At 72.6% G+C, this 22240-nt stretch carries 25 protein-coding genes and 2 pseudogenes; 10 read left to right on the top strand and 17 right to left on the bottom strand.

Going from position 1 to position 22240, the window contains the following annotated elements:
• Positions 1 to 51: 51 nt before the first annotated feature.
• Positions 52 to 1626 carry an apolipoprotein N-acyltransferase gene (lnt, locus tag QHG49_RS29615; protein WP_159699368.1) on the top strand — a complete coding sequence of 525 codons (1575 nt, stop codon included), beginning with the start codon at positions 52 to 54 and terminating at the stop codon, positions 1624 to 1626.
• Here the strand turns inward: lnt and QHG49_RS29610 are convergent.
• Genes QHG49_RS29610 through QHG49_RS34200 form a run of 3 tightly spaced genes read right to left on the bottom strand, consistent with a single transcriptional unit; the run spans position 1544 to position 3246 of the window.
• On the bottom strand, positions 1544 to 2455 hold the full coding sequence (locus QHG49_RS29610) for a Gfo/Idh/MocA family protein (protein WP_301491892.1): 912 nt from the start codon (positions 2453 to 2455) through the stop codon (positions 1544 to 1546). The two genes, lnt and QHG49_RS29610, sit on opposite strands and share 83 nt — an antisense overlap.
• Positions 2452 to 3030 carry an FAD-dependent monooxygenase gene (locus tag QHG49_RS29605; protein ID WP_370530520.1) on the bottom strand — a complete coding sequence of 193 codons (579 nt, stop codon included), beginning with the start codon at positions 3028 to 3030 and terminating at the stop codon, positions 2452 to 2454. Before QHG49_RS29605 ends, QHG49_RS29610 begins: the two co-directional genes overlap by 4 nt.
• A gap of 12 nt (positions 3031 to 3042) precedes the next feature.
• Positions 3043 to 3246, bottom strand: coding sequence for a hypothetical protein (locus QHG49_RS34200; RefSeq protein ID WP_370530598.1), 204 nt, complete (start codon positions 3244 to 3246; stop codon positions 3043 to 3045).
• 37 nt (positions 3247 to 3283) lie between these two features.
• Here QHG49_RS34200 and QHG49_RS29600 point away from each other — a divergent pair.
• The 3 genes and pseudogenes from QHG49_RS29600 to QHG49_RS29590 all read left to right on the top strand — a co-directional run.
• Positions 3284 to 3607 (top strand): annotated as a pseudogene (locus tag QHG49_RS29600) (TetR/AcrR family transcriptional regulator); the annotation flags it as partial.
• Positions 3608 to 3650: 43 nt separating this feature from the next.
• On the top strand, positions 3651 to 4163 hold the full coding sequence (locus tag QHG49_RS29595) for a DinB family protein (RefSeq protein ID WP_301491890.1): 513 nt from the start codon (positions 3651 to 3653) through the stop codon (positions 4161 to 4163).
• Positions 4164 to 4278: 115 nt separating this feature from the next.
• Positions 4279 to 4740: a hypothetical protein gene (locus tag QHG49_RS29590; protein WP_236576232.1), complete on the top strand. Its 462-nt coding sequence runs from the start codon at positions 4279 to 4281 to the stop codon at positions 4738 to 4740.
• Between the two features lie 474 nt (positions 4741 to 5214).
• Here the strand turns inward: QHG49_RS29590 and QHG49_RS29585 are convergent, their stop codons facing one another.
• From QHG49_RS29585 to QHG49_RS29550, 8 genes are all read right to left on the bottom strand, one after another.
• Entirely contained in the window at positions 5215 to 5775 is a 561-nt protein-coding gene (locus tag QHG49_RS29585; protein ID WP_301491888.1) for a hypothetical protein, read from the bottom strand.
• An 86-nt stretch (positions 5776 to 5861) separates the two neighbouring features.
• Positions 5862 to 6545, bottom strand: a complete 684-nt coding sequence (locus tag QHG49_RS29580) for a uracil-DNA glycosylase (RefSeq protein ID WP_145486193.1) — start codon at positions 6543 to 6545, stop codon at positions 5862 to 5864.
• 106 nt (positions 6546 to 6651) lie between these two features.
• Positions 6652 to 8232 carry an ABC transporter substrate-binding protein gene (locus QHG49_RS29575; protein ID WP_301491885.1) on the bottom strand — a complete coding sequence of 527 codons (1581 nt, stop codon included), beginning with the start codon at positions 8230 to 8232 and terminating at the stop codon, positions 6652 to 6654.
• A gap of 185 nt (positions 8233 to 8417) precedes the next feature.
• Complete coding sequence (locus tag QHG49_RS29570) at positions 8418 to 9182, bottom strand: SDR family oxidoreductase (RefSeq protein ID WP_145486195.1); 765 nt, start codon at positions 9180 to 9182, stop codon at positions 8418 to 8420.
• A gap of 12 nt (positions 9183 to 9194) precedes the next feature.
• Positions 9195 to 9956, bottom strand: coding sequence for a 3-oxoacyl-ACP reductase FabG (fabG, locus tag QHG49_RS29565; protein WP_145486196.1), 762 nt, complete (start codon positions 9954 to 9956; stop codon positions 9195 to 9197).
• Between the two features lie 149 nt (positions 9957 to 10105).
• Complete coding sequence (locus tag QHG49_RS29560) at positions 10106 to 10555, bottom strand: DUF3037 domain-containing protein (RefSeq protein WP_145486197.1); 450 nt, start codon at positions 10553 to 10555, stop codon at positions 10106 to 10108.
• Positions 10552 to 11328, bottom strand: coding sequence for a HipA family kinase (locus QHG49_RS29555; protein WP_159699389.1), 777 nt, complete (start codon positions 11326 to 11328; stop codon positions 10552 to 10554). The genes QHG49_RS29560 and QHG49_RS29555 overlap by 4 nt, the downstream gene beginning before the upstream one ends.
• Before the next feature lie 9 nt (positions 11329 to 11337).
• On the bottom strand, positions 11338 to 11988 hold the full coding sequence (locus QHG49_RS29550; protein WP_301491883.1) for a cysteine hydrolase: 651 nt from the start codon (positions 11986 to 11988) through the stop codon (positions 11338 to 11340).
• Between the two features lie 148 nt (positions 11989 to 12136).
• On the opposite strand from QHG49_RS29550, the gene QHG49_RS29545 reads away from it, so the two are divergent.
• Complete coding sequence (locus tag QHG49_RS29545; RefSeq protein WP_301491882.1) at positions 12137 to 12607, top strand: pyridoxamine 5'-phosphate oxidase family protein; 471 nt, start codon at positions 12137 to 12139, stop codon at positions 12605 to 12607.
• A 36-nt stretch (positions 12608 to 12643) separates the two neighbouring features.
• Here QHG49_RS29545 and QHG49_RS29540 read toward each other — a convergent pair whose 3' ends face one another.
• Positions 12644 to 13546 (bottom strand): LysR family transcriptional regulator, encoded by a 903-nt coding sequence (locus QHG49_RS29540; RefSeq protein WP_159699398.1) that lies wholly within the window; start codon positions 13544 to 13546, stop codon positions 12644 to 12646.
• A 74-nt stretch (positions 13547 to 13620) separates the two neighbouring features.
• Between QHG49_RS29540 and QHG49_RS29535 the strand changes: the two genes are divergently transcribed.
• Positions 13621 to 14589: a DMT family transporter gene (locus QHG49_RS29535; RefSeq protein ID WP_301491881.1), complete on the top strand. Its 969-nt coding sequence runs from the start codon at positions 13621 to 13623 to the stop codon at positions 14587 to 14589.
• 80 nt (positions 14590 to 14669) lie between these two features.
• Here the strand turns inward: QHG49_RS29535 and QHG49_RS29530 are convergent, their stop codons facing one another.
• Positions 14670 to 16001, bottom strand: coding sequence for an aminotransferase class I/II-fold pyridoxal phosphate-dependent enzyme (locus tag QHG49_RS29530; protein ID WP_301491880.1), 1332 nt, complete (start codon positions 15999 to 16001; stop codon positions 14670 to 14672).
• Between the two features lie 62 nt (positions 16002 to 16063).
• Between QHG49_RS29530 and QHG49_RS29525 the strand changes: the two genes are divergently transcribed.
• Positions 16064 to 16744, top strand: coding sequence for a pyridoxamine 5'-phosphate oxidase family protein (locus QHG49_RS29525; RefSeq protein ID WP_301491879.1), 681 nt, complete (start codon positions 16064 to 16066; stop codon positions 16742 to 16744).
• Here the strand turns inward: QHG49_RS29525 and QHG49_RS29520 are convergent.
• The 3 genes and pseudogenes from QHG49_RS29520 to QHG49_RS29510 form a co-directional block, all read right to left on the bottom strand.
• Positions 16726 to 17178: pseudogene (locus QHG49_RS29520) on the bottom strand (DMT family transporter); the annotation flags it as partial. The gene QHG49_RS29525 and the pseudogene QHG49_RS29520 overlap by 19 nt on opposite strands.
• Positions 17179 to 17432: 254 nt before the next feature.
• Positions 17433 to 18434 carry a DMT family transporter gene (locus QHG49_RS29515; protein ID WP_301491878.1) on the bottom strand — a complete coding sequence of 334 codons (1002 nt, stop codon included), beginning with the start codon at positions 18432 to 18434 and terminating at the stop codon, positions 17433 to 17435.
• Between the two features lie 93 nt (positions 18435 to 18527).
• Complete coding sequence (locus tag QHG49_RS29510) at positions 18528 to 19151, bottom strand: Clp protease N-terminal domain-containing protein (RefSeq protein ID WP_244320236.1); 624 nt, start codon at positions 19149 to 19151, stop codon at positions 18528 to 18530.
• A 196-nt stretch (positions 19152 to 19347) separates the two neighbouring features.
• On the opposite strand from QHG49_RS29510, the gene QHG49_RS29505 reads away from it, so the two are divergent.
• The gene (locus QHG49_RS29505) at positions 19348 to 19542 is read left to right on the top strand and encodes a hypothetical protein (RefSeq protein ID WP_145486206.1); all 195 of its coding nucleotides are present in this window, start codon (positions 19348 to 19350) and stop codon (positions 19540 to 19542) included.
• A gap of 115 nt (positions 19543 to 19657) precedes the next feature.
• Positions 19658 to 20086, top strand: coding sequence for an SRPBCC family protein (locus tag QHG49_RS29500; RefSeq protein WP_301491877.1), 429 nt, complete (start codon positions 19658 to 19660; stop codon positions 20084 to 20086).
• Between the two features lie 127 nt (positions 20087 to 20213).
• Here the strand turns inward: QHG49_RS29500 and QHG49_RS29495 are convergent, their stop codons facing one another.
• Positions 20214 to 20879, bottom strand: coding sequence for a PadR family transcriptional regulator (locus QHG49_RS29495; RefSeq protein ID WP_301491875.1), 666 nt, complete (start codon positions 20877 to 20879; stop codon positions 20214 to 20216).
• Positions 20880 to 21327: 448 nt separating this feature from the next.
• On the opposite strand from QHG49_RS29495, the gene QHG49_RS29490 reads away from it, so the two are divergent.
• On the top strand, positions 21328 to 21906 hold the full coding sequence (locus tag QHG49_RS29490; protein ID WP_301491873.1) for a hypothetical protein: 579 nt from the start codon (positions 21328 to 21330) through the stop codon (positions 21904 to 21906).
• The last annotated feature ends 334 nt before the right edge of the window (positions 21907 to 22240 follow it).

Genomic DNA, 22240 nt, shown 5'->3' with positions numbered 1-22240 from the left:
GTAGATCGCTTGCGGCGCGCACACTGGAGCCCTGGGGATGGGAGGCTCCGCATGACGACGATCGACCGCTGGCTGGCCTCCCCCTGGCGACGCTCCGCCGTCGTCGCCCTCGCGGGTGCCCTGCCCGTGCTGGCGTTCCCCGCGCCGTCGCTGTGGTGGTTCGCGTACGTCGCCCTGGTCCCGTGGCTGCTGCTGGCCCGCTCGGCGCCGACCGGACGGCGGGCGGCGTACGACGGCTGGTGCGGCGGCTTCGGATATCTCGTGGCGGTGCACCACTGGCTGCTGCCGAGCCTGCATGTGTTCATCTTCCTGATCGGCGCGCTGCTCGGACTGCTCTGGATGCCCTGGGGCTGGCTGGTGCGCCGGTACCTGGGCGGCACCCCCGCCCCCGGCCGGTGCGCCGTCGCTCTCCTCGTGCTGCCCTCGGGCTGGCTGCTGGTGGAGCTGGTCCGCTCCTGGCAGGGACTCGGCGGCCCCTGGGGCATCCTGGGCGCCAGCCAGTGGCAGGTGGCCCCGGCACTGCGGCTGGCCTCGGTCGGCGGGGTGTGGCTGCTCAGCTTCCTAGTGGTGGCGGTGAACGTGGCGGCGGCCGTGCTGATCGCGGTGCGCGGAGCGCGGATGCCCGCCGTTGCCACGGTGGTCGCCACCGCCGCCGCGACCACCGCCGCCTGGGCCTGGGCACCCCGGCCGCAGATCGACGGCGGGACGCGGATCGCCGTCGTACAGCCGGGCGTCGTGGCCGGACGGGACAGCCCGGAGCTGCGTTTCGACCGGGAGGAGCGGCTGACCCGGCGGCTCGTCGGGCAGGACGTCGACCTGGTGGTGTGGGGCGAGTCCAGCGTCGGTTACGACCTCGCCGACCGGCCCGACCTGTCCCGGCGGATCGCCGCACTGTCCCGCGCGACCGGCGCCGACGTCCTGGTGAACGTGGACGCCCGCCGCTCCGACCGGCCCGGGATCTACAAGAGTTCGGTGCTGATCGGCCCGAACGGCCCCACCGGCGACCGGTACGACAAGATGCGTCTCGTCCCGTTCGGCGAGTACATACCCGCCCGTTCCGTGCTCGGCTGGGCCACCTCCGTGGGCAAGGCGGCCGGCGAGGACCGCAGGCGCGGCACCGAGCAGGTCGTGATGAACGTGGGACACGGGCTGCGGATCGGCCCGCTGATCTGCTTCGAGACCGCGTTCCCCGACATGAGCCGGCATCTCGCCGAGGACGGCGCGGACGTGCTCCTCGGGCAGTCCTCCACCTCCACCTTCCAGCACAGCTGGGCGCCGGAGCAGCACGCCTCGCTGGCCGCGCTGCGCGCCGCCGAGACCGGCCGCCCGATGGTGCACGCCACCCTCACCGGCGTCTCCGCCGTGTACGGGCCCGGCGGACAGCGGCTCGGCCCCTGGCTGGGGACCGACGCGAGCACCGCACAGGTGTACGACGTGCCGCTCGCGCACGGCATCACGCCGTACGTCCGCTACGGCGACTGGCCGGTGCACGCCGCGCTGCTGGTGCTGGCCGCGCTGTGCGCCGGCGAGGGCGTCCGGGCGCTCAGGCTGCGCCGGGGAGGTCCTGAACCGCTCGTACCACCCGCTCGCACAGCTCATGGGTCGCCAGCGCGTCCCGGGCGCTGAGCGGCTGCCCTGCGCGTACCGCGTCGATGAAGGTGTGGACCGCCTGTTCGATGCCGCGCTGCCGGGCCACCGGCACCCAGTCGCCGCGCCGGCGCAGGGTCGGCTGGCCCTTGTGGTCGATCACCTCGGCGAGGTTGAGCACCTGGCGCTTGGTGTCCTGCCCGGAGACCTCCAGGATCTCCTCCGTCGAGCCGCTGAGCCGGTTCATCACGCCGAGCGCGGTGAAGCCGTCGCCCGCGAGCTGGAGCACCACATGGTGCAGCAGCCCGTCCCGGGCGCGGCCGCGGATCGTGACGTCCTCGACCGGGCCCGGCGCGAGGAAGCGCAGGGTGTCGACGACATGCACGAAGTCGTCCAGGATCATCGAGCGGGGCTCCTCGGGCAGCCCGACCCGGTTCTTCTGGAGCAGGATCAGCTCGCGCGGGTGCTCCAGGCACTGCGCGTACCCGGGGGCGTAGCGCCGGTTGAAGCCGACGAAGAGGGAGACGCCGCGCTGCTCGGCCAGCTCCACCAGCCGCTCGGAGTCCGCGAGTCGGAAGGCGAGCGGCTTGTCGACGTACGTCGGGACGCCCGCCGTCAGCAGCCGGGTGACGAGCTCGGGGTGGGCGGCGGTGGGCGCGTGCACGAAGGCCGCGTCGAGCCCGGCGGCGAGCAGCGAGTCGAGGCTGTCGTGCCGCTGCCCGGCGGGCAGGTGGAGGCCGTCGGCGACCCGGGCGAGGGTGGCGGGGGTGCGGGTGTGCAGATGGAGATCGACCCCGGGCAGCGCGCCCAGCACCGGCAGATACGCCTTCCGCGCGATGTCCCCGAGTCCGATGCAGCCGACCTTCACGTGTCTCTCCCCTGCGGCTCGCCCACCTGTACGTCCCCGGCAGCATACGGGGGCCGCCAGTCGGCGATGCCGTCGAAGCCGCGCGGGAAGAGGACGGGGCGGAGCCTGGACAGGGCGGCCGTCGCGGTGTCGCGGACGGCGACGGCGGCGCGGCCGCGAGCCAGGTCGACGCGGGCGATCCTGACGGCCTGCCGGGCGATGGCCGTCGGGCGCGGGAGCCGGGCGGCGGTGTAGGCGGCGAGGTCGAGGGCGTGGTGGGCGGGGACGACGGCGTTCCTGACGGCCTGGTTGCCGCCCTGGCCGAGGGTGGGCGGCATGGCGTGCGCGGCGTCGCCGAGGAGAGCGACGCGGCCCGCGTGGTAGGCGGGCAGCGGGATCGCGAGGTGGTGGACGTCGTGCCGCAGGACGTCGGCGGGGCGGACGGCGGCGAGTACGGCGGGGACGGGGTGGTGCCAGTCGCCGTAGCGGCGCAGAAGTCCGGCCCGTTCGTCGTCCGGGGCCCGGCCGCCCGCCGGGGTGACGGCCGCCGCGTAGGCGTACACCCGTCCGTCCCGCAGCGGATGCGTCCCCCACAAGGGCCCCCGCCCTCAGCTCTCATGGGAGGCGAACGCGACGCCGGGCAGCGGGGCCATGGGCCGCCACGTCGTGAACCCGGCGTACACCGGCCCCGGATGGGCGGGGAACAGGGCGACGCGGACACGGGAGTTGATGCCGTCCGCACCGACGACCAGCTCGGCCTCCAGCCCCTCGTGGGCGGCGGGCCCGGCGGTATCGGCAGGCTCGACGCGCACCCAGGCGGGCTGCCCCGCCCCGCCCGGGTCCAGGACGGCCGCCGTACTCCCCGTGCACCGCTCGCTGACCCAGGGCCGCGCGCTGCTGATCGCCCGCTACGAACTCGCCCTTGAGGCCACCCGCCGCCCGGAGCTGCGCGCCTGCTACGACCGCGTCGGCGCCGTCTTCAAGGAGCAACTGGCTTTGCTGCTCACGGCGGTCGGCTCCCCCGACCCGGACCGGCATGTGCTGTCCCTCGTCGCCTGGGCGGACGGCCTGATGTTCGCGTGCGCGGCGGGGTCGTTCAGCACGGAGGTGCCAAACCGGGCGCGGATCCGGGCGGGCGTGCGGGAGTTGCTCGCGGGGATGCTGGGCCGCTGAAATCCCCTGGCAGCGGCGGCACTCGACCGGTGAGGATGAGGGCATGACGAGCGAACGCGACGAACCCGCCCTGAACGCCGGTGAACGGGAGATGCTGGAAGGCTGGCTGGACTTCCACCGCCAGACCCTGATCGCGAAGTGCGAGGGGCTGACCGACGAGCAGCTGCGGACCGCCTCGGTGCCGCCCTCGGAGCTGACCCTGATGGGGCTGGTGCGGCACATGGCCGAGGTGGAGCGGTTCTGGTTCCACGAGGTGCTGCTGGACGAGGATCTCGGCGTCCTCTACTGCTCCGACGACGACGCCGACGGCGACTTCCACGTCACGGAGACGGACACCTGGGAGGAGGCCCACGCCACCCACCGCGCCGAGGTCGAAAGGGCGCGGCGCGACACCGCGGGCCGCTCCCTGGAGGAGCTGTCCCGGCGTACCGACCGCGCCGGCAAGGAGCACTTCACGCTCCGCTGGATCTACACCCACATGATCGAGGAGTACGCCCGGCACAACGGGCACGCGGATCTGCTCCGGGAGCGGATCGACGGGAGCACCGGCGCCTGAGCCGTCAGCCGCGTGGGGCGGAAACCCCTCGTTCGGTGGGGGAGTTCACCCGGGCGGGGGCATCCGGCTCGACTCTTTGATGCCAACCGGGTCCGGAACCAGCATCGTTGCCCGGGTGCATCGAACGACGACCACCGCAGCGCTTCTGGTCACCGTCGCCGTCTCGGCCCTCACCGGCTGTGTGACGGTACGGCACACGGCGGCACCGGGACCGCCGCCGAGTGCCGCGCCCGCGCAGCAGCCGGCGCCCCGCACGGACGGCAGCGCGTCACCACGGGTGGTGCAGGCACCGGCCCGCGAGGCCCTGGAGATGGTCGGCCCCTCCGGGGACCCGGCCGCCTCCCCCAAGCCCGCCGCACCCGAAGCCCCCGGCCGCCACGCGCCCGGCCACTCCCCCGCGCGTGCCTTCGCTCCCCCACCGGCCCGGCCGCCCCAGGCCCACCACCCCGCCCAGGCCCCGCCACGCACCTCCCAGCGCGTGCCCGCGGACGTCTGCGACCTGGGCCGCGAGTACGGCGGCTGGCGCGGCAACAGCCCGGAGTCGGAGATCTGCGAGCGGACGTACGGACGACACTGAACGGGCGGCGCCGGGACGACCGGCGCGCCCGCCGATGGCATCTCGTGCCGATGGCATCTCGTGCCGGTGACACCTCGCAGCGGGGGCAGCACGCGCCGGTGCACCCCGCACTGTGACATCCCCATGGCGGTGGCGTTCCCGGCGGCGAGCACCCACTGCGCTGGGCAACCGGTGCGCTGGGCAACCGGTGCGCTGGGCAACCGGTGCGGTGAGCAGGCAGCTTCAGCGGTGGGCTCCCCCGTGGCAGCATCCCCGGCAGCCGATGTCCTTTGCGGCGGGCAGCCCGGACGGCTGGCACCGCCAACGGCTGCCCCCGGTAGCAGAACAAGCATCCGCCACGGGACACGCCCGGCCGCCACACCATCACCGACCTGCCTCGGCACCCGCCCGATCCCACGACCGCACATCCACGCCGCCCGCCCCTCCCCCGGCATCGACGGGACGGCGCATCCCCCCGCACCCCATCCCGCCCCCTCAACTGGGCCTCTGCCTGGGCGGTCCCCAAGTCCCCCCGCCTCCTGGTCCCCCCGGCCCTCCTGGTCCACCTGGTCCCCCTGGCCCCTCTGGCCCCTCTGACCCACCCTCCTCCAACCGCGACTCCAGTCGCCCGATCGCCGCCCGGACGCCCTCGCCGTAGCCGTCGTCCGTGAGGGCGTCCGCGGCCGTGCGGGCATGGGCGAGTTGGGCGCGGGCGGCCTCGGTGCGGCCCAGCTTCACGTAGTCCGCGGCCAGGTTGAGGTGGAGGGAGGGGAAGAAGCCCGGCACGCCCCGGGGGCCGCCGTCGGGCAGTTCCCGGGCCGCCGCCAAGGCCCGCAGGTCCCAGGCGAGTTCGTCGGCGGGGTCGTCCTGGGTGTCGGCGAGATAGTGCGCCAGGGTGCACCGGTGCAGCGGATCCCCGTCCTCGCCGACCTCCGTCCACAGGTCGAGGAAGCGGCTGCGGGCCTCCTCGCGGTCACCGGCGTGGTGCAGCATCACGACCTGGCCGATCCGCGTCAGCACCTCGTCCAGGGCCGTCTGTTCCCGTCGCTCCGCCACCGCGTCCTCCGGCGATCGTCCGCTGTCGTGCACCGACGCTAACCGGCGCCACCCGGATTACCGGTCAGGCGGCGCCGACGCCACCGTCAGCCCAGGTTCGGGATGCGCCAGTCGATCGGCTCGTGGCCCTGGCGGGCGATCGCCTCGTTGATCTGGGTGAAGGGGCGGGAGCCGAAGAACTTCTTCGCGGACAGCGGGGAGGGGTGCGCGCCCTTGACCACCACGTGCCGCTCCTCGTCGATCAGCGGGAGCTTCTTCTGCGCGTAGTTGCCCCACAGCACGAACACCGCCGGGTCGGGGCGGGAGGCCACCGCGCGGATCACGGCGTCGGTGAACTTCTCCCAGCCCTTGCCCTTGTGCGAGTTGGCCTCGCCGGCCCGCACGGTGAGGACCGCGTTGAGCAGCAGCACGCCCTGCCGGGCCCACGGCATCAGATAGCCGTTGTCCGGGACCGGCAGGTCCAGTTCGGCCTGCATCTCCTTGTAGATGTTGCGCAGCGAGGGCGGGGTCTTCACGCCCGGACGGACCGAGAAGCACAGCCCGTGGCCCTGGCCCTCGCCGTGGTACGGGTCCTGGCCGAGGACGAGGACCTTCACCTTGTCGTACGGCGTGGCGTCCAGCGCGGCGAAGACCTCCTCGCGCGGCGGGTAGACGGGGCCCTTCGCCCGCTCCTCCTCGACGAACTCGGTCAGCTCCTTGAAGTAGGGCTTCTCCAGTTCGTCGCCCAGAACCCCGCGCCAGGACTCGGGCAGCATGGCGATGTCGGTCACGTCAACGTCCTCACGATGTCGATCAATTACCGCGTGCGGTCACTTCAGGATCCCGAACCTACAGGCGACCACTGACAACGGGCCCCGCAGGTCCGCTCCCCACCGCTCACCAGCTGGTTTTGCGGTGCAGCATCCACATCATCATGATCGTCGAGGGGTCGAGCGCCTGCTCGCCGCCGGATATGTCGTCGCTGGCCGCCACGTACTGCCGCCCCTGCCACAGCGGCAGCAGCTGGGCGTCGCCCGCGATGATCCGCTGGGCCCGCTCCATGTCGCCGACGGTCTTGGCGCGATCGCTCTGCGCCCGCGAGTGCGGCAGCAGCCGGTCGGTGATGTCCTTGGCCGGGTAGGGCGTGCCGAGCGCGTTGTGCTCGCCGGTGAAGGGCGCGATGAAGTTGTCCGCGTCGGGGAAGTCCGGGGACCAGCCGCGGCCGAACACCGGGTACTCGCCCTTCTGGTAACCGACCACATAGCTCTTCCAGGGGCGGCTCTCGAGCGCGACGGTGAACAGTCCGGAGCCCTCCAGCTGCCGCTTCAGCTCCTTGAACATCAGGGCGGTCTCGGAGCCGTAGCGGTCGGTGGTGTACCAGAGGGTCAGCGGGACCTTCTGGTGGATGCCCGCGTCCTGGAGGGTCGTCCGGGCCTTTCTGGTGCTCGGGTCGCCGTACTCGTCGAAGAAGGCGGTGGTGTGGCCGACCAGGCCCTTGGGGACCATCGAGTACAGCGGGTCGACGGTGTCCTTGTACACCTTGTGGGCGATCGCGCCCCGGTCCACGAGCTGGGCGATCGCCTTGCGCACGGCGGGCCGCCCGGCCCAGGGGTCCTTGGGGTCGAACACCAGGTAGCTGATGTCCGTGCCGGCGCCGTCCACGAGCTGGAGGTCGGAGTTGCCCTGCTGCTGGAGCGCGAGGATGTCGTCGGCGCCGAGACCGCGGTAGGTGACGTCGATCTGCTTGTCGCGCAGTGCCTTGACCATCCCGGCGGAGTCCTGGAAGTAGCGGATGGTCACCGCGTCGTTCTGCCGCCGGGCGAAGCCGTGGTAGTTGCCGTTGCCGGTGAGGACGGCCTGCCGGCCCTCCTGGTACGACTGGAGCTTGTACGGCCCCGAGCCGTCGGCCACCGGGTCCGTGCGCAGGGCGCGGGCCGGGTAGTCCTTGGGATCCACGATGGACAGGGCCGGGGTGGCCAGCACGAACGGGAAGGTGGCGTCGGACTTGCCGAGGTGGAAGACGACCTCGCGGTCGCCGGAGGTCTCCACGCTGTCGAGGCTGCCGAGCAGTCCCGCGGGTCCGGCGGGCGCGTTGATGGCGCGGATGCGGTCGACGGAGTACTTGACCGCCTCGGCGTCCAGCGGGTCGCCGTCGGCGAACTTCAGTCCGGCGCGCAGCGTGCAGCGGTAGGTGCGGCTGGAGGAGTCGGCGAAGGAGCAGCTCCGGGCGGCGTCGGGCTGGGGGGTCGTCGCGCCGTTCGGGTAGGCGAGGAGGGTCTGGTAGATGTTCCGGTACAGCTCCCAGGAACCGTCCCAGGCTCCGGCCGGATCCAGTGTGCTGGGCGCGCTGGTGGTGCCGACCACGATCGGGCCCCCCTTGCCCGAGTCCCCGTCGGACAGCAGACCGCAGCCGCCGGCGACCAGCGACACGGACGCGATCGCCGCGACTCTCCGCAGGAATCGGTTCCGGTTGAACACGCGCACGCTCCTCGATCCGCCTACCAAGGTCGGCAGACCTTACCGCAGCGCCAGCGCGCCCAACCTCCCCTGGAACATGGCCACTTGATCGAAAAGGCGATGACGTCGTTGTCATCCCGCCCGGTGTCCGATGGGCGGTGTCCCGGGCGCCGGTCCGTCCGGATTCCGGCGCCCGGGAGCTGGTGTCACACCCCGGCGTTGAGGAAGAGTCCACCGTCCACGACGAGGGTCTGACCGGTGACCCAGTCGGACTGCGCGGAGGTGAGGAAAGCCGCGGCGCCGCCGATGTCGGACGGCACGCCGAGCCGGCCCAGCGGGTAGGAGGCGGCGGCCTCCTCCTCGCGGCCCTCGTACAGGGCCTGGGCGAACTTGGTCTTGACCACGGCCGGGGCGATCGCGTTGACCCGCACCTTGGGCGCGAACTCGTGCGCCAGCTGCTGGGTCAGGTTGATCATCGCGGCCTTGCTGACGCCGTAGGCGCCGATGAACGGCGAGGGCGCGAGGCCCGCGATCGAGGCGATGTTGACGATCGCGCCGCCGTTGTCCTTCTGCCAGGCGTGCCAGGTCTTCTGGGCGAAGCCGAGGGCGGAGATCACATTGGTCTCGAAGACCTTGCGGGCGACGTTCAGGTCCAGGTCCGCGATGGGCCCGAACACCGGGTTGGTGCCCGCGTTGTTGACCAGGTGGTCGAGGCGACCGAAGGCCTCCATGGTGCGCTCGACGGCCTCGCTCTGGTGGTCGAGGTCGTGCGCCTTGCCGGCCACGCCGATGACCCGGTCGGCGCCGAGCTTGTCGACGGCCTCCTTGAGCGCGTCCTCGTTGCGGCCGGTGATGCACACCCGGTCGCCGCGTGCGACGAGGGCCTCGGCGACGCCGTAGCCGATGCCGCGGCTGGCGCCGGTGACGAGGGCGACCTTGCCGGACAGGGGCGGGAGTTCTGCGGAAGTCATGTGCGGTGTCCCCTAGTCGAGCGGTCCGCCGGCGACGTACAGCACCTGGCCGGAGACGAATCCGGCCGCCTCGCCGGTGAAGAAGGCGATGGCGTTGGCGATGTCCTCGGGCTCGCCGACGCGCTGCACCGGGATGGCGCCCGCGGCGGCCTTCTTGAAGTCATCGAAGCCCATGCCGACGCGGTCGGCGGTGGCCTTGGTCATCTCGGTGGCGATGAAACCGGGGGCGACGGCGTTGGCGGTGATGCCGAACTTGCCGAGCTCGATGGCGAGGGTCTTGGTGAAGCCCTGGAGACCCGCCTTGGCGGCCGAGTAGTTGGCCTGGCCGCGGTTGCCGAGCGCCGAGGAGGAGGACAGGTTGACGACACGCCCGAAGCCGGCGTCGACCATGTGCTTCTGCACGGCCTTGGTCATCAGGAACGAGCCACGCAGATGCACGTTCAGGACGGTGTCCCAGTCGGAGACGCTCATCTTGAACAGCAGGTTGTCGCGCAGCACGCCCGCGTTGTTGACCAGGATCGTCGGGGCGCCCAGTTCCGCGACGATCCGGGCGACGGCGGCCTCGACCTGCGCCTCGTCGGAGACGTCGGCGCCGACCGCGATGGCCTTGCCGCCGGCCGCGGTGATCTTCTCGACGGTGTCCTTGCAGGCGGCCTCGTCCAGGTCGATCACGGCGACGGCGCGGCCCTCGGCGGCCAGCCGTACGGCCGTCGCGGCACCGATGCCGCGCGCGGCGCCGGTGACGACCGCGACCCGCTGTTCAGTGGTGGACATGTGCTGTTTCTCCTCGCCCTTGAGAGATCCCGTCCGGCCCTTCGGGAGGACCTTCCGGCGCGGTGAGCGACCGCTTAGTATCTTCAGCCCACACGACGCTAGAAGCCCTGACACTCGGTGTCAACGGCTCATCCGGCCGTTGTGATCCATTACCTCACCAGGAGGTCCAGCAATCGCTCCGTCTCGGCGGCCGGGTCGGCGGTCAGGCCGGTGTGCACCGGGCCGGGCTGGACCACGGTGGAGCGGGGCGCGATCAGCCAGCGGAACCGCCGCCCGGCGTCGTCCCCGGCCGCCTGCCCGGCCTCCGCGCCGCCCGCGCAGTGCCGCTCGATCGCGCCGAGCGCCGCCCTGATCCCGGCCGCGTCGGCCGCCGGGTCCAGGGCGCGCAGCCGGTTCTCGTCCAGGTGGGTGCGGGCGCCGACGTAGCCCCGGGCGCGGCAGTAGACGGCCACGCCCGCGTTCAGGCACTCCCCGCGTTCGATCCGGGGTACGACCCTGATCAGCGCGTACTCGAAGACGTCCCGGTCGCCGCCCTGGCCGGCCCGGGTGATGTGGCGCTCGGTCACATGACCGGCCATGTGGATATGTGTCTCGCTCACTTGTCCTCCTGGATGCCGGTGCCGGTGCCGGTGATGCGCTCGGCGATGACGGCCGCGCGGGCGAGCAGCGGGCGCGCGTAGGCCCGGCGCAGCTCGTCCGGGGTGTCGAAGCCGGGTTCGCCGGTGAGCCAGGCGTCCGGGATCTCGGCGGTGACCTCGGTGAGCAGGTCCTCGGTGACGCGGGGTGCGAGGTCGGCGGCGGCCGCGGCGAGGTCGGGGGCGAAGCCGGCGAGGGCGTGCTCGGCGGCGTCGTAGGGGCGGGCCGCGGACTTCTCGGCGGCGGGCCAGTTGTGGTGCCAGATCATGGTGGCGCCGTGGTCGATGAGCCACAGCTCGCCCCGGTGGACCAGGAGGTTGGGGTTGCGCCAGGAGCGGTCCACGTTGTTGATCAGCGCGTCGAACCAGATGATCCGCCCGGCCTCCTCGGGGCTCACCGCGAAGGCGAGCGGGTCGTAGCCGAGGGCGCCGGAGAGGAAGTCCATGCCGAGGTTGGTGCCGCCGCTGCCGCGCAGCAGGTCCTGCACCTGCTGTTCGGGTTCGCCGAGTCCGAGCACGGCGTCCAGTTCGACGGTGACCAGGCGGGGCGTGCGGAAGCCGAGGCGCCGGGCGAGTTCGCCGCACACCACCTCGGCGACCAGGGTCTTGCGGCCCTGTCCGGCTCCGGTGAACTTCATGACGTAGGTCCCGAAGTCGTCGGCCTCGACGAGCCCCGGCAGCGAGCCGCCCTCACGCAGCGGCGTGATGTAGCGGGTCACGGTGACTTCCTTGAGCATCGCCCCAGGTTACTGGGGCCGGCCGCGGCGCGGGGGCGCGAGGCGGCCGAGCACCTCGTCGGTGGTCGTGACGGTGGCGACCAGGGCGAGGGTGTGGCGGATCATCGCGGCGGTGTAGTCGGCGGGCACCCCGGCGATGGCGTCGGCCGGGACGACGGCGGCGTAGCCGAGGTTGACCGCGTCGAACACCGCGTTGGGAATCGCCACGTTGGCCGAGACGCCGGTGACGACCAGGGTGTGGCAGCCGAGGTTGCGCAGCAGGGCGTCGACGCCGGTCCCGTGCAGCGGGGACAGCCCGTGCAGCCGTCGTACGACGAGATCCTCCTCGGCGACCTCGATCGGCGGCGCGACCCGCACCGCCGTGCTGCCGGACAGCTGGTGCACGGGCAGCCGTTCGGCGGCGCGGAACAGCCGGGCGTTGCGGCTCGCGCCCCGGCCGTCCGGGCGGCGCTCGGCGATCGCGTGGATCACCTGGACACCGGCCCGGTGCGCGCCGTCGACCAGCCGGGCGACATTGCCGAGGGCTCCCGAGGAGCGGGCCGCGCGGGCGAGTTCGGGCAGGGCGGCGTCCGGTCCCACCACACCCCGCTGGCACTCCACGGTCAGCAGCACGGTGCGCGCGGGATCGAGGAGGTCGCCCAGTCGCTCGTACGCCGCCACCGCGTGCCCTTCTCCGAAGCCCGGACGGTGAGGGTAACGGCCGCGCGCGGGCGAGGGAAGACGAGGGGGCCGGGCTGTTCCCTTTCCTGATGTCATGTCAGAGGATCACCGGCGGAAGGGTTTTCCGGTACGACGACGAGGGGGCCGCATGTCCGTCACTCCGCAGCGCCGGGGCCGCAGGATCATGATGTCGCCCGGCGAGCTGGACGCGTTCCTGGCCGAGGAGCGCACCTGCCGGGTCGCGACCGTCTCCGCCGACGGCGCCCCGCACGCGAGCGCGCTCTGGTTCCTCTGGGACGGCGGCGCGCTGTGGCTCTACTCCCTGGTGCGCAGTCGGCGTTGGACCCAGCTCGGCCGCGATCCCCGGGTGGCGGTGGTGGTCGACACGGGCGAGGTGTACGGCGAGTTGCGGGGGGCCGAGCTGGCGGGCCGCGTGGAGTTCGTCGGCGAGGCGCCCCGCACCGGGCTGCCGTGCCCCGAACTCGCCGCCGTGGAAACGGCGTTCGCCCGCAAGTACTTCGGCCTGGACGAGCTGCCGCACGACGGCCGGCACGCGTGGGCGCGGCTGGTGCCGGAGCGGATCGCCTCCTGGGACTTCCGCAAACTCGGCTCGCTGTGAGGCGAGTCGGAGGCTTGTAGCCCCTCCGGAGCCCGGTCAGTCGACCTTCCGCGCGGCCGTGCGCAGGGCCTCGGCCGCCGCGCGGATGGAGGGCCGGCGGTCGGCGTCGGCCCGCCAGACGACATAGACGTGCCGGCGCACCCGCTGGGTGAGCGGTACGAGGACCACGCCCTCCGGCACCGGGTGGCGTCCCAGCAGCGGGGCGATGCACACCCCCAACCCGGCCGCCACCAGCTGGAGTTGGGTGTGGGTCTCGCCCGCGCGATGGCCGACGATGGGCTCGACGCCCTTGGAGCGCAGGGTGAACATCAGCCACTCGTGACAGAACTCGCCCTCGCCCCAGGTGATCCACTCGTCCTCGGCGAACTCGGCGAGGTCCACCTCCTCGCGGCCGGCGAGCCGGTGTCCGGCGGGCACGGCGACCTCGGCGGGATCGTCCAGGAGCGGCGCCTTGACCAGTCCGTCGGGTACCGGCATCGGCTTGTTGTACCAGTCCAGGACCACCGCGAGATCGAGGTCGCCGCGCACCACGGCGGCGATGCCCTGCTCCGGTTCCAGCTCGCTGGAGCGCACCCGCAGCCCCGGGTGCTCGGCGCGCAGCGCCCGCAGCGCCACCGGGAACAGGCCCCGGGCGGCGGTGGGGAACGCGGAGAGCCGCAGCTCGCCGACGACCTGCCCGCGGTGCGCCTCCAGATCCGACTCGGCCAGCTCCACCTGCGACAGGATGCGTGCCGCGTGCTCCGAGAGCAGCCGTCCGGCGTCGGTGAGCCGCACGCCCCGGCCGTTCTTGGCGAGGAGCTGCTGGTCGATCTCGCGCTCCAGCTTGCCCAGCTGCTGGGAGACGGCGGACGTGGTGACGTGCAGCGCGTCGGCGGCGGCACTGACCGAGCCGTGCCGGGCCAGGGCGTCCAGGGTGCGCAGGCGTTCCAGGTTCAACATATAAGCGACCCTACGAGATACCCGGTGAGATTTCTCGATTGTGCTACGAGGTATGGTCCCGCATGGTTGTCGTCATGAGCACGGTCGCCGCATCCCGAACGCAGTCCCCCGCCACCCCGGAGACGCAGTCCCCCACCACCCCGGACCAGTCGCCTCCCCGCCCCCGCCTCGACTGGCGGCTGCGCTTCGGCGCCCTGTCGCTGATCTGGGGCTTCAGCTTTCTGCTGATCAAGGTGGGGACGAGCGGGTACGCGCCGTTCCAGGTCACCCTCGGTCGGCTGGTCTTCGGCACGGCGGTGCTGGTGGCGGCGATGGCCGTCAAGCGGGAGCGGCTGCCGCGCGGGGCCCGGCTGTGGGCGCACATGGCGGTCGCCGCGTTCTTCCTGAACGCCCTGCCGTTCTCCCTCTTCGCCTACTCCGAGCTGACCATCCCGTCCACGCTGGCCGGTATCTGCAACGCCACCTCGCCGCTGTGGGGCATGGCGCTGTCCGTGGTCGCGCTCTCCGAGGACCGGCCCACGCGGGTCCGGGTGGCCGGGCTCGGTCTCGGGTTCCTCGGGGTGCTGACGGTGCTCGGCGCCTGGCAGGGCTTCCACGGCCTCGACGCCACCGGCACGGCGATGGCCCTGCTCGCCTCGCTGAGCTACCCGGTGGGCTGGATCTACGTCCGCCGGACGCTGGCGGGTACGGGCAACTCCCATCTGTCGATGACCGGTGGGCAGTTGCTGGTGGCGACGGTGCAACTGGCCGTCGTGACGCCGTTGTTCACCGGAATGCCGAAGCACTTCGCCCTGGTGCCGCTGCTGGCCGTCGCCGCGCTGGGAGCGCTCGGCACGGGGCTCGCGGTGCTCCTCCAGTACGGTCTGGTCGCCGAAGTCGGGCCTACGACGGCGCAGATGGTCACGTATTTCATTCCGGTCATCGCGACCGCGGCGGGCGTGGCGATCCTCGGGGAGTCGCTGCACTGGAACACCCCGGTGGGCGCGGCGATCGTGCTCGCGGGCGCGGCGCTCACACAGGTGCGGGGGAAGAAGCGCGCCTGACGGGGTGGGGCGCGGGGGCGGCGCGCGCGGGTCGTGGGTGGCTCGCCGCGCGGTTCCCCGCACCCCTCCGGGACGCGCCGTCAGCCGAAGACACGTGACGGTGACGGTCGTACGGCCGCCTCGATCGCCCCCGCCAGCGGTTCGATGTCCGCCGGGGTCAGCGGGGACACCGTGATCCGGACGGCCGGGGGGCTGGCCAGGCGGAAGCGGGCGCCCGGGGCGACGACCCAGCCGGACTGGAGCAGGCGGGCGACGGCGGTGGTCTCGTCCGGGACCGGGATCCAGAGGTTCATGCCGGTACGGCCGCGGGCCTCGATGCCCCGCGCGGCCAGGGCGTCGATCAAGGGCTGCCGCCGGGAGCGGTACGACTCCGCCACCGCCGTACGGTCCACCGCTCCCTCGCTCCACAGCTGGGCAACCGCCCGCTGGAGCAGCAGGCTCACCCAGCCGGGGCCGAGGCGCTGCCGGCCGCGGACCCGGTCGACGGTCACCGGGTCGCCCGCGAGGACGGCGAGGCGCAGATCGGGGCCGTAGGTCTTGGCCGCGGAACGCGCGAAGGCCCAGTGCCGGGTGGTGCCCGCGAGGGGGTGCGGGGGCAGGTCCACGATGCCGTGGCCGTGGTCGTCCTCGATCACCAGGGTGTCCGGATGCGCGCGCAGCACCGCGCGCAGGGCACGCGCGCGGGCGGCGGTCACGGCCGCGCCGGTCGGGTTCTGGGCGCGGGCGGTGACGAGCACCGCGCGGGCCCCTTCGGCCAGGGCCCGGGCCAGGTCCTCGGGCGACGGCCCGTCGTCGTCCACGCCCACCGGGACCGTGCGCAGCCCCAGCGCCGGCATCAGGTCGAGGGCGCTGCCCCAGCCGGGATCCTCGACGGCGACCGTGTCACCGGGCCTGAGGCGGGCGGCGAGGACGCGCTCGATGGCGTCGAGGGAGCCCGAGGTGACGGCGAGGGGCCCCTCGGGGACGCCGTCGGCGTCGAGTTCGGCGCGGGCGACGCGGGCCAGGCCCGGGTCGACGGGGTCGCCGCCGTAGAGGACGGCCCGCCGGTCCCCCGCCTCGGCCGCGGCCGCGAGCGCCGGGGCGAGCCGGGGCAGCAGGTCCGGGTCCGGGTTGCCGGTGGAAAGGTCGCGGGCGCCCGGCGGCACCTCCACCCGCAGCTGATCGCGTCCGGTGGTCACCGGCTTGGCCCGCACCCGGCTGCCGCGCCGCCCGGCCGTCTCGATCACCCCGCGCTCGCGCAGGGTGCGATACGCGGCCGCGACGGTATTCGGATTCACCCCCAGCCGCGTGGCCAACTCCCGCATGGGCGGCAGGGGTTGGCCGGGACGCAGCTCCCCGGTACCCACCGCGCGTTCGACATCGGCCGCGATCTCAGCTGCGCCGCGGCCCTCGATCCGATACTCTCCTAGCACAAAACCTATTATGCACTAGTACAAACGCGATCGCCTGTCGGCATCGCATTGGAGGGACCGCCATGCCGGGCACGACCGCGCAGACCCAGCCCATCGCCTACACCCCGACCGACCGCACCGTGCCCACGCGCGGCGCGGACCGGGCGTCGTACGACAAGGAGGTGGTGCACGCGATATTGGACGAGGGGTACGTCTGCCATCTGGGCTTCGTGCGCGACGGCGCCCCCGTGGTGCTGCCCACGCTGTACGGCCGGGTGGGCGAGCGGCTCTACATCCATGGCTCGACGGGTTCGCGCCCGCTGCGGATGACCGGCGCCGCCGACCCGGGCCTTGAGGTCTGCCTGACCGTGACCCATGTGGACGGTCTGGTGCTGGCCCGTTCCGCCTTCCACCACTCGATCAACTACCGCTCGGTGGTGGTGCACGGCGTCGCGCACGAGGTCACCGACCCCGAGGAGCGGCGCCGCGCGCTGGACGCCCTGGTGGACCATGTCGTGGCGGGGCGCGCCGCCGACTCCCGGCCCGCGAACAAGAAGGAGCTGGCCGCGACGGCGGTGATCCGCCTGGACCTGGACGAGGTCTCCGCGAAGATCCGCACCGGCGGCGCCAACGACGAACCGGAGGACCTCGCCCTCCCGGTCTGGGCCGGCGTCGTCCCGCTCCGCAAGGGGTACGACGCCCCGATCCCGAACGCCGACCTGGCGTCCGGGATCGAGCTGCCGGACTACCTCGCCGGGGAGTGACTCCCCTTCGGCGCGGCCGGGTCGTCACCGGGACCCGCCGGACGGCCGCCCCCGCGCGGCGCCGCCTCGCTCACGGTCAGGCCCGCGACCGCCGTGAGCATCAGCAGGGTGCCGGCCACGGCGGTGACCGTGAGCCGCTCGCCGAGCAGGAGCACGGCGAGCACGGCCGCGGTCACCGGTTCGAGGAGCATGATCACGGAGACGGTGGCGGACCGGACGACGGACGCGCCCGCGAAGTACAGGGCGTACGCGAGCGCCGTGGGCACGGCGGCGATGCAGCACAGGAGCCCCAGCAGCCGGGCCGGGTGGCCGGTGTGCGGGAGCAGTCCCTCGTGCAGCGCGAACGGCAGCAGGCACAGGGTGGTCACCGCGAACGCCCGTACGGTGGTCTCGGCGGCGCCGTCGTCCCGGCCCCACCGGCGGGTCAGCAGGGTCGGGCAGGCCGGTGGAAGCACTCGATTCCACGATCGCGTTCGAGTTCGAGTTCGAGTTCGACAAGGAAGTTTCTCCGCAGAACGCACCCGAGCGGTGCGGAAGTTCGGGAGCGGCCCGATCGATCGGGTCGCGCTGACTTCGTCTGCGGGCAGCACCGTCCGGCCCGGCGCCGATCGCGCCGGGCGGGTGTCCCGGAGGCCCGCCTCAGGCGGTGGGCGGCGGAAGGACGAGCGTGGACGGCATGACCAGCACTTCAGGCGGAGGTGCGCGGCCCGGACAACGCCCTTTCCGGGCCGCCGGCGGCCACCGGTTCCAGGGACCCCTCGGCGGGCGTCGCGGACTGGGCGATGAACGCGCCGGCCAGGACGACGAGGCCGCCGAGGACCTGCGGCGCGGACAGGTGCTCGCCGAGCAGCACCCAGGCCAGCACCGTCGCGATCACCGCCTCAAGACAGGCCACCACCCCGGCGACCTGCGGGGAGAGCCGTCGTACCGACAGCACCCCGGTGACGTAGGCGACCACGGTGGCGACGAGCACGATCCAGACGAGCAGGGCGAGAGCGGGTACGGCGGTGCCGTCCATCCGCGCCGAGCCGGTGAGCGCGGACCAGTGGATCTCCCAGGGGCGGGCGACGGCGGTGAGCACGAGGGCGCCCACGATCAGGCCGTAGGCGATGACGCCCAGCGGGTCCGGCGCCCGCGTGCCCGCGTCGCTGCCCTTGTCGGACAGGATGAAGTAGCCGACCTGGCAGCAGGCGGCGGCGAGCGCGTACGCCAGGCCCAGCGCGTCGAAGCTCAGCCCCGACCAGACCTCGACCACGCAGGCGAGCCCGCCGGCCGCGAGGACGACACCGAGCGCGGCGGCGCGGGTGACGGGCCGCCGCTGCACGAACCGCACCCAGCCGAGCACCAGCGCGGGCGCCAGGTACTCGACGAGCAGCGCCACGCCCACGGGTATCCGGGAGAGGGCGGCGAAGTAGCAGGCCTGGACACCGGCGACGGCGAAGAGTCCGAATCCGAGGAGCAGCGCGGGGCGGCGGCGCGGCAGGGCGCGATGGCGCCAGGCGAGCGGCAGCATGACCAGGGCGGCGCCGGTCACCCGCAGCCACACGACGTGCAGCGGGTCGAGGCCCGATTCGATCAGCGGCTTGGCGGCCACTCCGGACCCGCCGAAGGCCAGCGCGGAGACGAGCGCGAGACCCAGCCCGACGCCTCTGCCGCCGCTGTCACTGCTCTCAGAGGTACGCACCGGCACATGATGACAGGCGGCGACAGGAGCGTCATCCTCGTTGACACCTGTCTCAGGAGATGGACGCCGGAAGGGGATCCGCGCCGGTTCGGCACGGCCTCAGAAGGCCGCGCCCTGCGCGAACTCCCCCGGACCGTCCTCGATCGGGGTGCCACCCGGGCCGAAAGCCCGCTCGGCGCTCCGGTCGGTGATCAGCGCGGAGATACGGCCGGACAGCTCGTGCGCGTCGATGCCCGCGCGTTCGAGTACCTCGACGGCCCGGCAGTCCGGGTCGGCGACGAGCGCGGCGAACAGCTCGGGCACGTCGGCCGCGTACCCGCCGCTCCGCCGCGCCCGCTCCCGGGCCCGGTGCAGGGCGGCGGCCGCCGCCGGGGACCAGTCCCCCGCGTCGCCCGTGGCGGGCCGGGGTACGACGGGAATCGCGCCCGAGTCCTCCACGCTGCCCTGCCAGCGCAGGCCGTAGCCGATGCTGCGCTGCACCAGGTAGCCGAGGAGCCGGGCGAGTTGGGGCGGCCCACCGACGACGGAGCGCACCTCGGGGTCCTGTTCGAGGAGCGAGTGCAGCAGATGGGCGGTGTCGATCTGCCGGTCGCCGTCCCGTACGGCCCGGCGGCGGGCACCGGCGACCACCGTCGCGAGCTCGACACCGAGCCCCGCGGCGTCCTGGTGCGACTGCGCCCCCTGGGCGTCGGGGGCGGGCGGACGGGCGGTACGGGAGTGCACAACCCCACCCCATCAGCCACAACGGGCCGAGTCATCCTCGAGCGGAACCATTTGGGCGTCCCACGCAGAGTGGACATCGCCGTCGGCGATCTCATCCTTGGGGAGGAGATTTCGGCCGATCCACCTCGGGGGCGCGCGCCGGTTTGCGCGCCACCACCCGCGCAACCGCCGTACGCCGTCGTACGTCACTCAGAACATGGAGGGCAGGGGCGGGTGCTGGCTCGTCGCACTGCCGGCGATCGACGGCAAGGAGTACGTGTACCGGGTCTACGCACCCCGGGACGCGCTGCTCGCCGACCTGTTCTGGCAGGCGTGGCACTGCCATGACGAGAGCGCCCTGCCGCGCGCCGGGGACCTGTTCGACGCGGCGGAGTTCCGGCACATCGGCTGACGAGGCTCGCGCTCTCCCCGCATCCTGACGGTTCATCAGTATTGAATGTTCACGGCCCTGCGGTTACGTTCCGCGACACCGTAGCCGGATTCGCCCGAACCGAAGGGGTGGTCGCATGGCCGAAGTCAGCGCGGAGGCACGCATCGAGGCGCCGGCCGACAAGGTGTGGGCGCAGCTCACGGACTGGTCGTCGTACGGGGAGTGGAACGCCACCCACACCGGCTTCCCCGCGGGCGGTCCGCAATCGCTCGCCGTAGGGGGCACGTTCCGGGAGAACATGAAGCTGATGGGGTTCCCGGCCGAGGTCGACTGGACGATCGAGGAGCTGGAACCGGCCCGGGTGTTCGCGATCCGCGGCAAGGGCCCGATGGCGGTCACCGTCGCCACCCGCTACACGCTCATCCCGGACGGAAACGCCACGCGTCTTCGCGTCGACGGCGAGTTCACCGGCGCCGCGGTGTCGCTGACGGCGGCCCGGCTCAAGGACTCGGCGACGACGGCCCTGACCGAATCGCTGCGCAAGCTGGAGGGGTTGGTCGGCTGAGACGGGCGAGCGGGCGGGCGGACGGCGGAGACACGGAGGGTGCCCCGCGGAAGCGCTCCGCGGGGCACCCGGTTCCCGTCCTCTTCTTCTCCGAGTTCTCCGAGGGCCGAGACCCTCGTACGACGGCTCAGCCCTCGTCGGCGAGGATGAGGTACAGCTTCTTGCGGGCCTCGTTGACGACGGCCAGCGCCTTCTCGCGCTGCTCCTTGGTGCCGGTCTTCCAGACCTGGCCGAAGGCTTCCATCAGCCCCATGCCGGCCTGCCGGATCTCGCCCAGTGCCTCCCAGTCGACCCCGCGCGAGGCCTCCTCCCAGGGCGCCTCCGGACCCTCCTCGGCAGCGGTGCGGCCGCTGTCGGTGAGGGAGAACAGCTTCTTGCCGCCCTCGCTCTCGCTGGCGATCAGGCCCTCGTCCTCCAGCATCTGGAGGGTCGGGTAGACCGAGCCGGGGCTGGGCTTCCAGGCGCCGCCGCTGCGTTCGGCGATCTCCTGGATCATCTCGTAGCCGTGCATGGGCCGCTCCTTCAGCAGGGCCAGGATCGACGCCCGCACGTCACCGCGCCGCGCCCGCCCCCGGGGACCGCCCCGCCCCCGGTGCCCCCAGGGTCCGAAGCCCGGACCAAAACCGGGCCCGCCGAACCCGGGCCCACCGGGCCCGAACCCGGGTCCGCCCGGACCACCCCCCGGCCCGCCGGGCCCGAACGGCCCGAACGCGGCCCGCCGCGTCTCGAACCCGCCCATGCCCCCGCCACGCCGGCCGCGACCCTCGTGCCGCTCGAATCCATGTCCACGCATGGTGATCACTCCATTCCATCGCTGATCTATTGCGTCTGCATCGCGTATCGTTCGCGATGCGTCAACGATATATCGGAACCGATCGGCTTGCCAAGCCCTCCTCGCGAAATCCGTGACCTGTGACAGCGAACGTTGATCGACTGCCAGAAAGGATTGATCAAAGTTCGTTTGTGCCTGCGATGAGTGACCACATGGCATTTTGTGTCAGCTCAGGCTGACCGCTGCGTGTTTGACCTCTCTCGGTGAAGGTTGATCGCCTCGGCGACCGTCTGGGACCGTGGTCGAACGCCTGCTAGGCCGTGCTTCAGAAGCCGATCACTTGGACTCGGCGAGGCGCGGGCTGGCCCTTGCGGCGGCGCAGAAAGCGGTGGCTCCGGAGAGCCAGAACCGACAGGATCCAGGTATGTCAGACGAATGGCCCCCGCCCGGGCACTCCTTCTATTACCGGATGAGCACCCAGCTGGACGGTGGACCGTCTTTCGACCTGGACATCACCACTCCCAGAGCCCGGTCGAGCGTGGACATCTCCACCTTCAGGGTCGGGCGCCACGGAGGGCCGGACGAAGCCGACCTCGCTTACCGTGAACGCCTCTACGGGCTGATCGGCGCCATCGTGGTCGCCGGCGGCCATGTCGAGGCGGCCATGAAGCGGCTCATACTGCTACTGAGAGACGAGCAGGGCGGCTTCTCGCTCGTCGACAAAACATGGTCCGACCTTCACAAACTGCTGGTGGCGCAATCCCGCAGGAGCATTCCACAGGCCACCGCACTCGCCGAGGTTCTTCAGTGGGGCGAGGTCAACGAGCTCAAGCGCCGCCGCGACGATGCCGTTCACGCTTCTTGGTGGAACTGGGACGGCGTGGGCGTCATGCGCTCCCGCTTCTTCAGGAAACAGGATGGCGCCAACATCGTCTGCACCCTTGAGGACCTCGAGGAGGATGCGAGGCTGCTCTTCGCGTACGCCGAGAAGCTCGACCTCCTTCTAGAAGCGGATTGGCCGCAGGCGAGACTGCCACGCCGGACCTGAGCACCTTCTCCTGCTGTTTCCGGTCGGGCCAGACCAGGGCACCTACAGGGAAAGCGCCACCACCCACGGGTGGGGGCCTGTCAGGCTGTGAGTCGTTCGGGCAAGCGGCGGCGGTAGCGCGCCCGGAGTACGTCGCCTGGTTTGGCCGACTCGCCGGGGGTGCCCGTGTCCATGCCGGAAGTATCCATCAGGTGTTGCCGAGCCGGCAGTGGGATCGCCGGTGCGTCTGCCGCCGCCCGCACCCGCCCACCGATACCGGTCTCTTCGGCGCCGCACGTCCGTTCGCTCGGCTGGGTGTCTGTGCCCGGTGCCGGGCCGAGCCTTGGACGCGGAG

Origin of the sequence: Streptomyces sp. WP-1, from assembly GCF_030450125.1 — a bacterium.
Lineage (GTDB): Bacteria > Actinomycetota > Actinomycetes > Streptomycetales > Streptomycetaceae > Streptomyces > Streptomyces incarnatus.
The sequence above is the reverse complement of the archived record's forward strand: the minus strand, read 5'-3'. Positions and strand labels throughout refer to the sequence as shown.

Bases quoted from the DNA above. Each gene is read 5' to 3' on its own strand.
- lnt (WP_159699368.1), top strand. From the start codon at position 52: ATGACGACGATCGACCGCTGGCTGGCCTCCCCCTGGCGACGCTCCGCC.
- QHG49_RS29595 (WP_301491890.1), top strand. From the start codon at position 3,651: ATGACGAGCGAACGCGACGAACCCGCCCTGAACGCCGGTGAACGGGAG.
- QHG49_RS29570 (WP_145486195.1), bottom strand. From the start codon at position 9,182: ATGACTTCCGCAGAACTCCCGCCCCTGTCCGGCAAGGTCGCCCTCGTC.
- fabG (WP_145486196.1), bottom strand. From the start codon at position 9,956: ATGTCCACCACTGAACAGCGGGTCGCGGTCGTCACCGGCGCCGCGCGC.
- QHG49_RS29555 (WP_159699389.1), bottom strand. From the start codon at position 11,328: ATGCTCAAGGAAGTCACCGTGACCCGCTACATCACGCCGCTGCGTGAG.
- QHG49_RS29545 (WP_301491882.1), top strand. From the start codon at position 12,137: ATGTCCGTCACTCCGCAGCGCCGGGGCCGCAGGATCATGATGTCGCCC.
- QHG49_RS29540 (WP_159699398.1), bottom strand. From the start codon at position 13,546: ATGTTGAACCTGGAACGCCTGCGCACCCTGGACGCCCTGGCCCGGCAC.
- QHG49_RS29535 (WP_301491881.1), top strand. From the start codon at position 13,621: ATGAGCACGGTCGCCGCATCCCGAACGCAGTCCCCCGCCACCCCGGAG.
- QHG49_RS29525 (WP_301491879.1), top strand. From the start codon at position 16,064: ATGCCGGGCACGACCGCGCAGACCCAGCCCATCGCCTACACCCCGACC.
- QHG49_RS29505 (WP_145486206.1), top strand. From the start codon at position 19,348: ATGGAGGGCAGGGGCGGGTGCTGGCTCGTCGCACTGCCGGCGATCGAC.
- QHG49_RS29500 (WP_301491877.1), top strand. From the start codon at position 19,658: ATGGCCGAAGTCAGCGCGGAGGCACGCATCGAGGCGCCGGCCGACAAG.
- QHG49_RS29495 (WP_301491875.1), bottom strand. From the start codon at position 20,879: ATGCGTGGACATGGATTCGAGCGGCACGAGGGTCGCGGCCGGCGTGGC.
- QHG49_RS29490 (WP_301491873.1), top strand. From the start codon at position 21,328: ATGAGCACCCAGCTGGACGGTGGACCGTCTTTCGACCTGGACATCACC.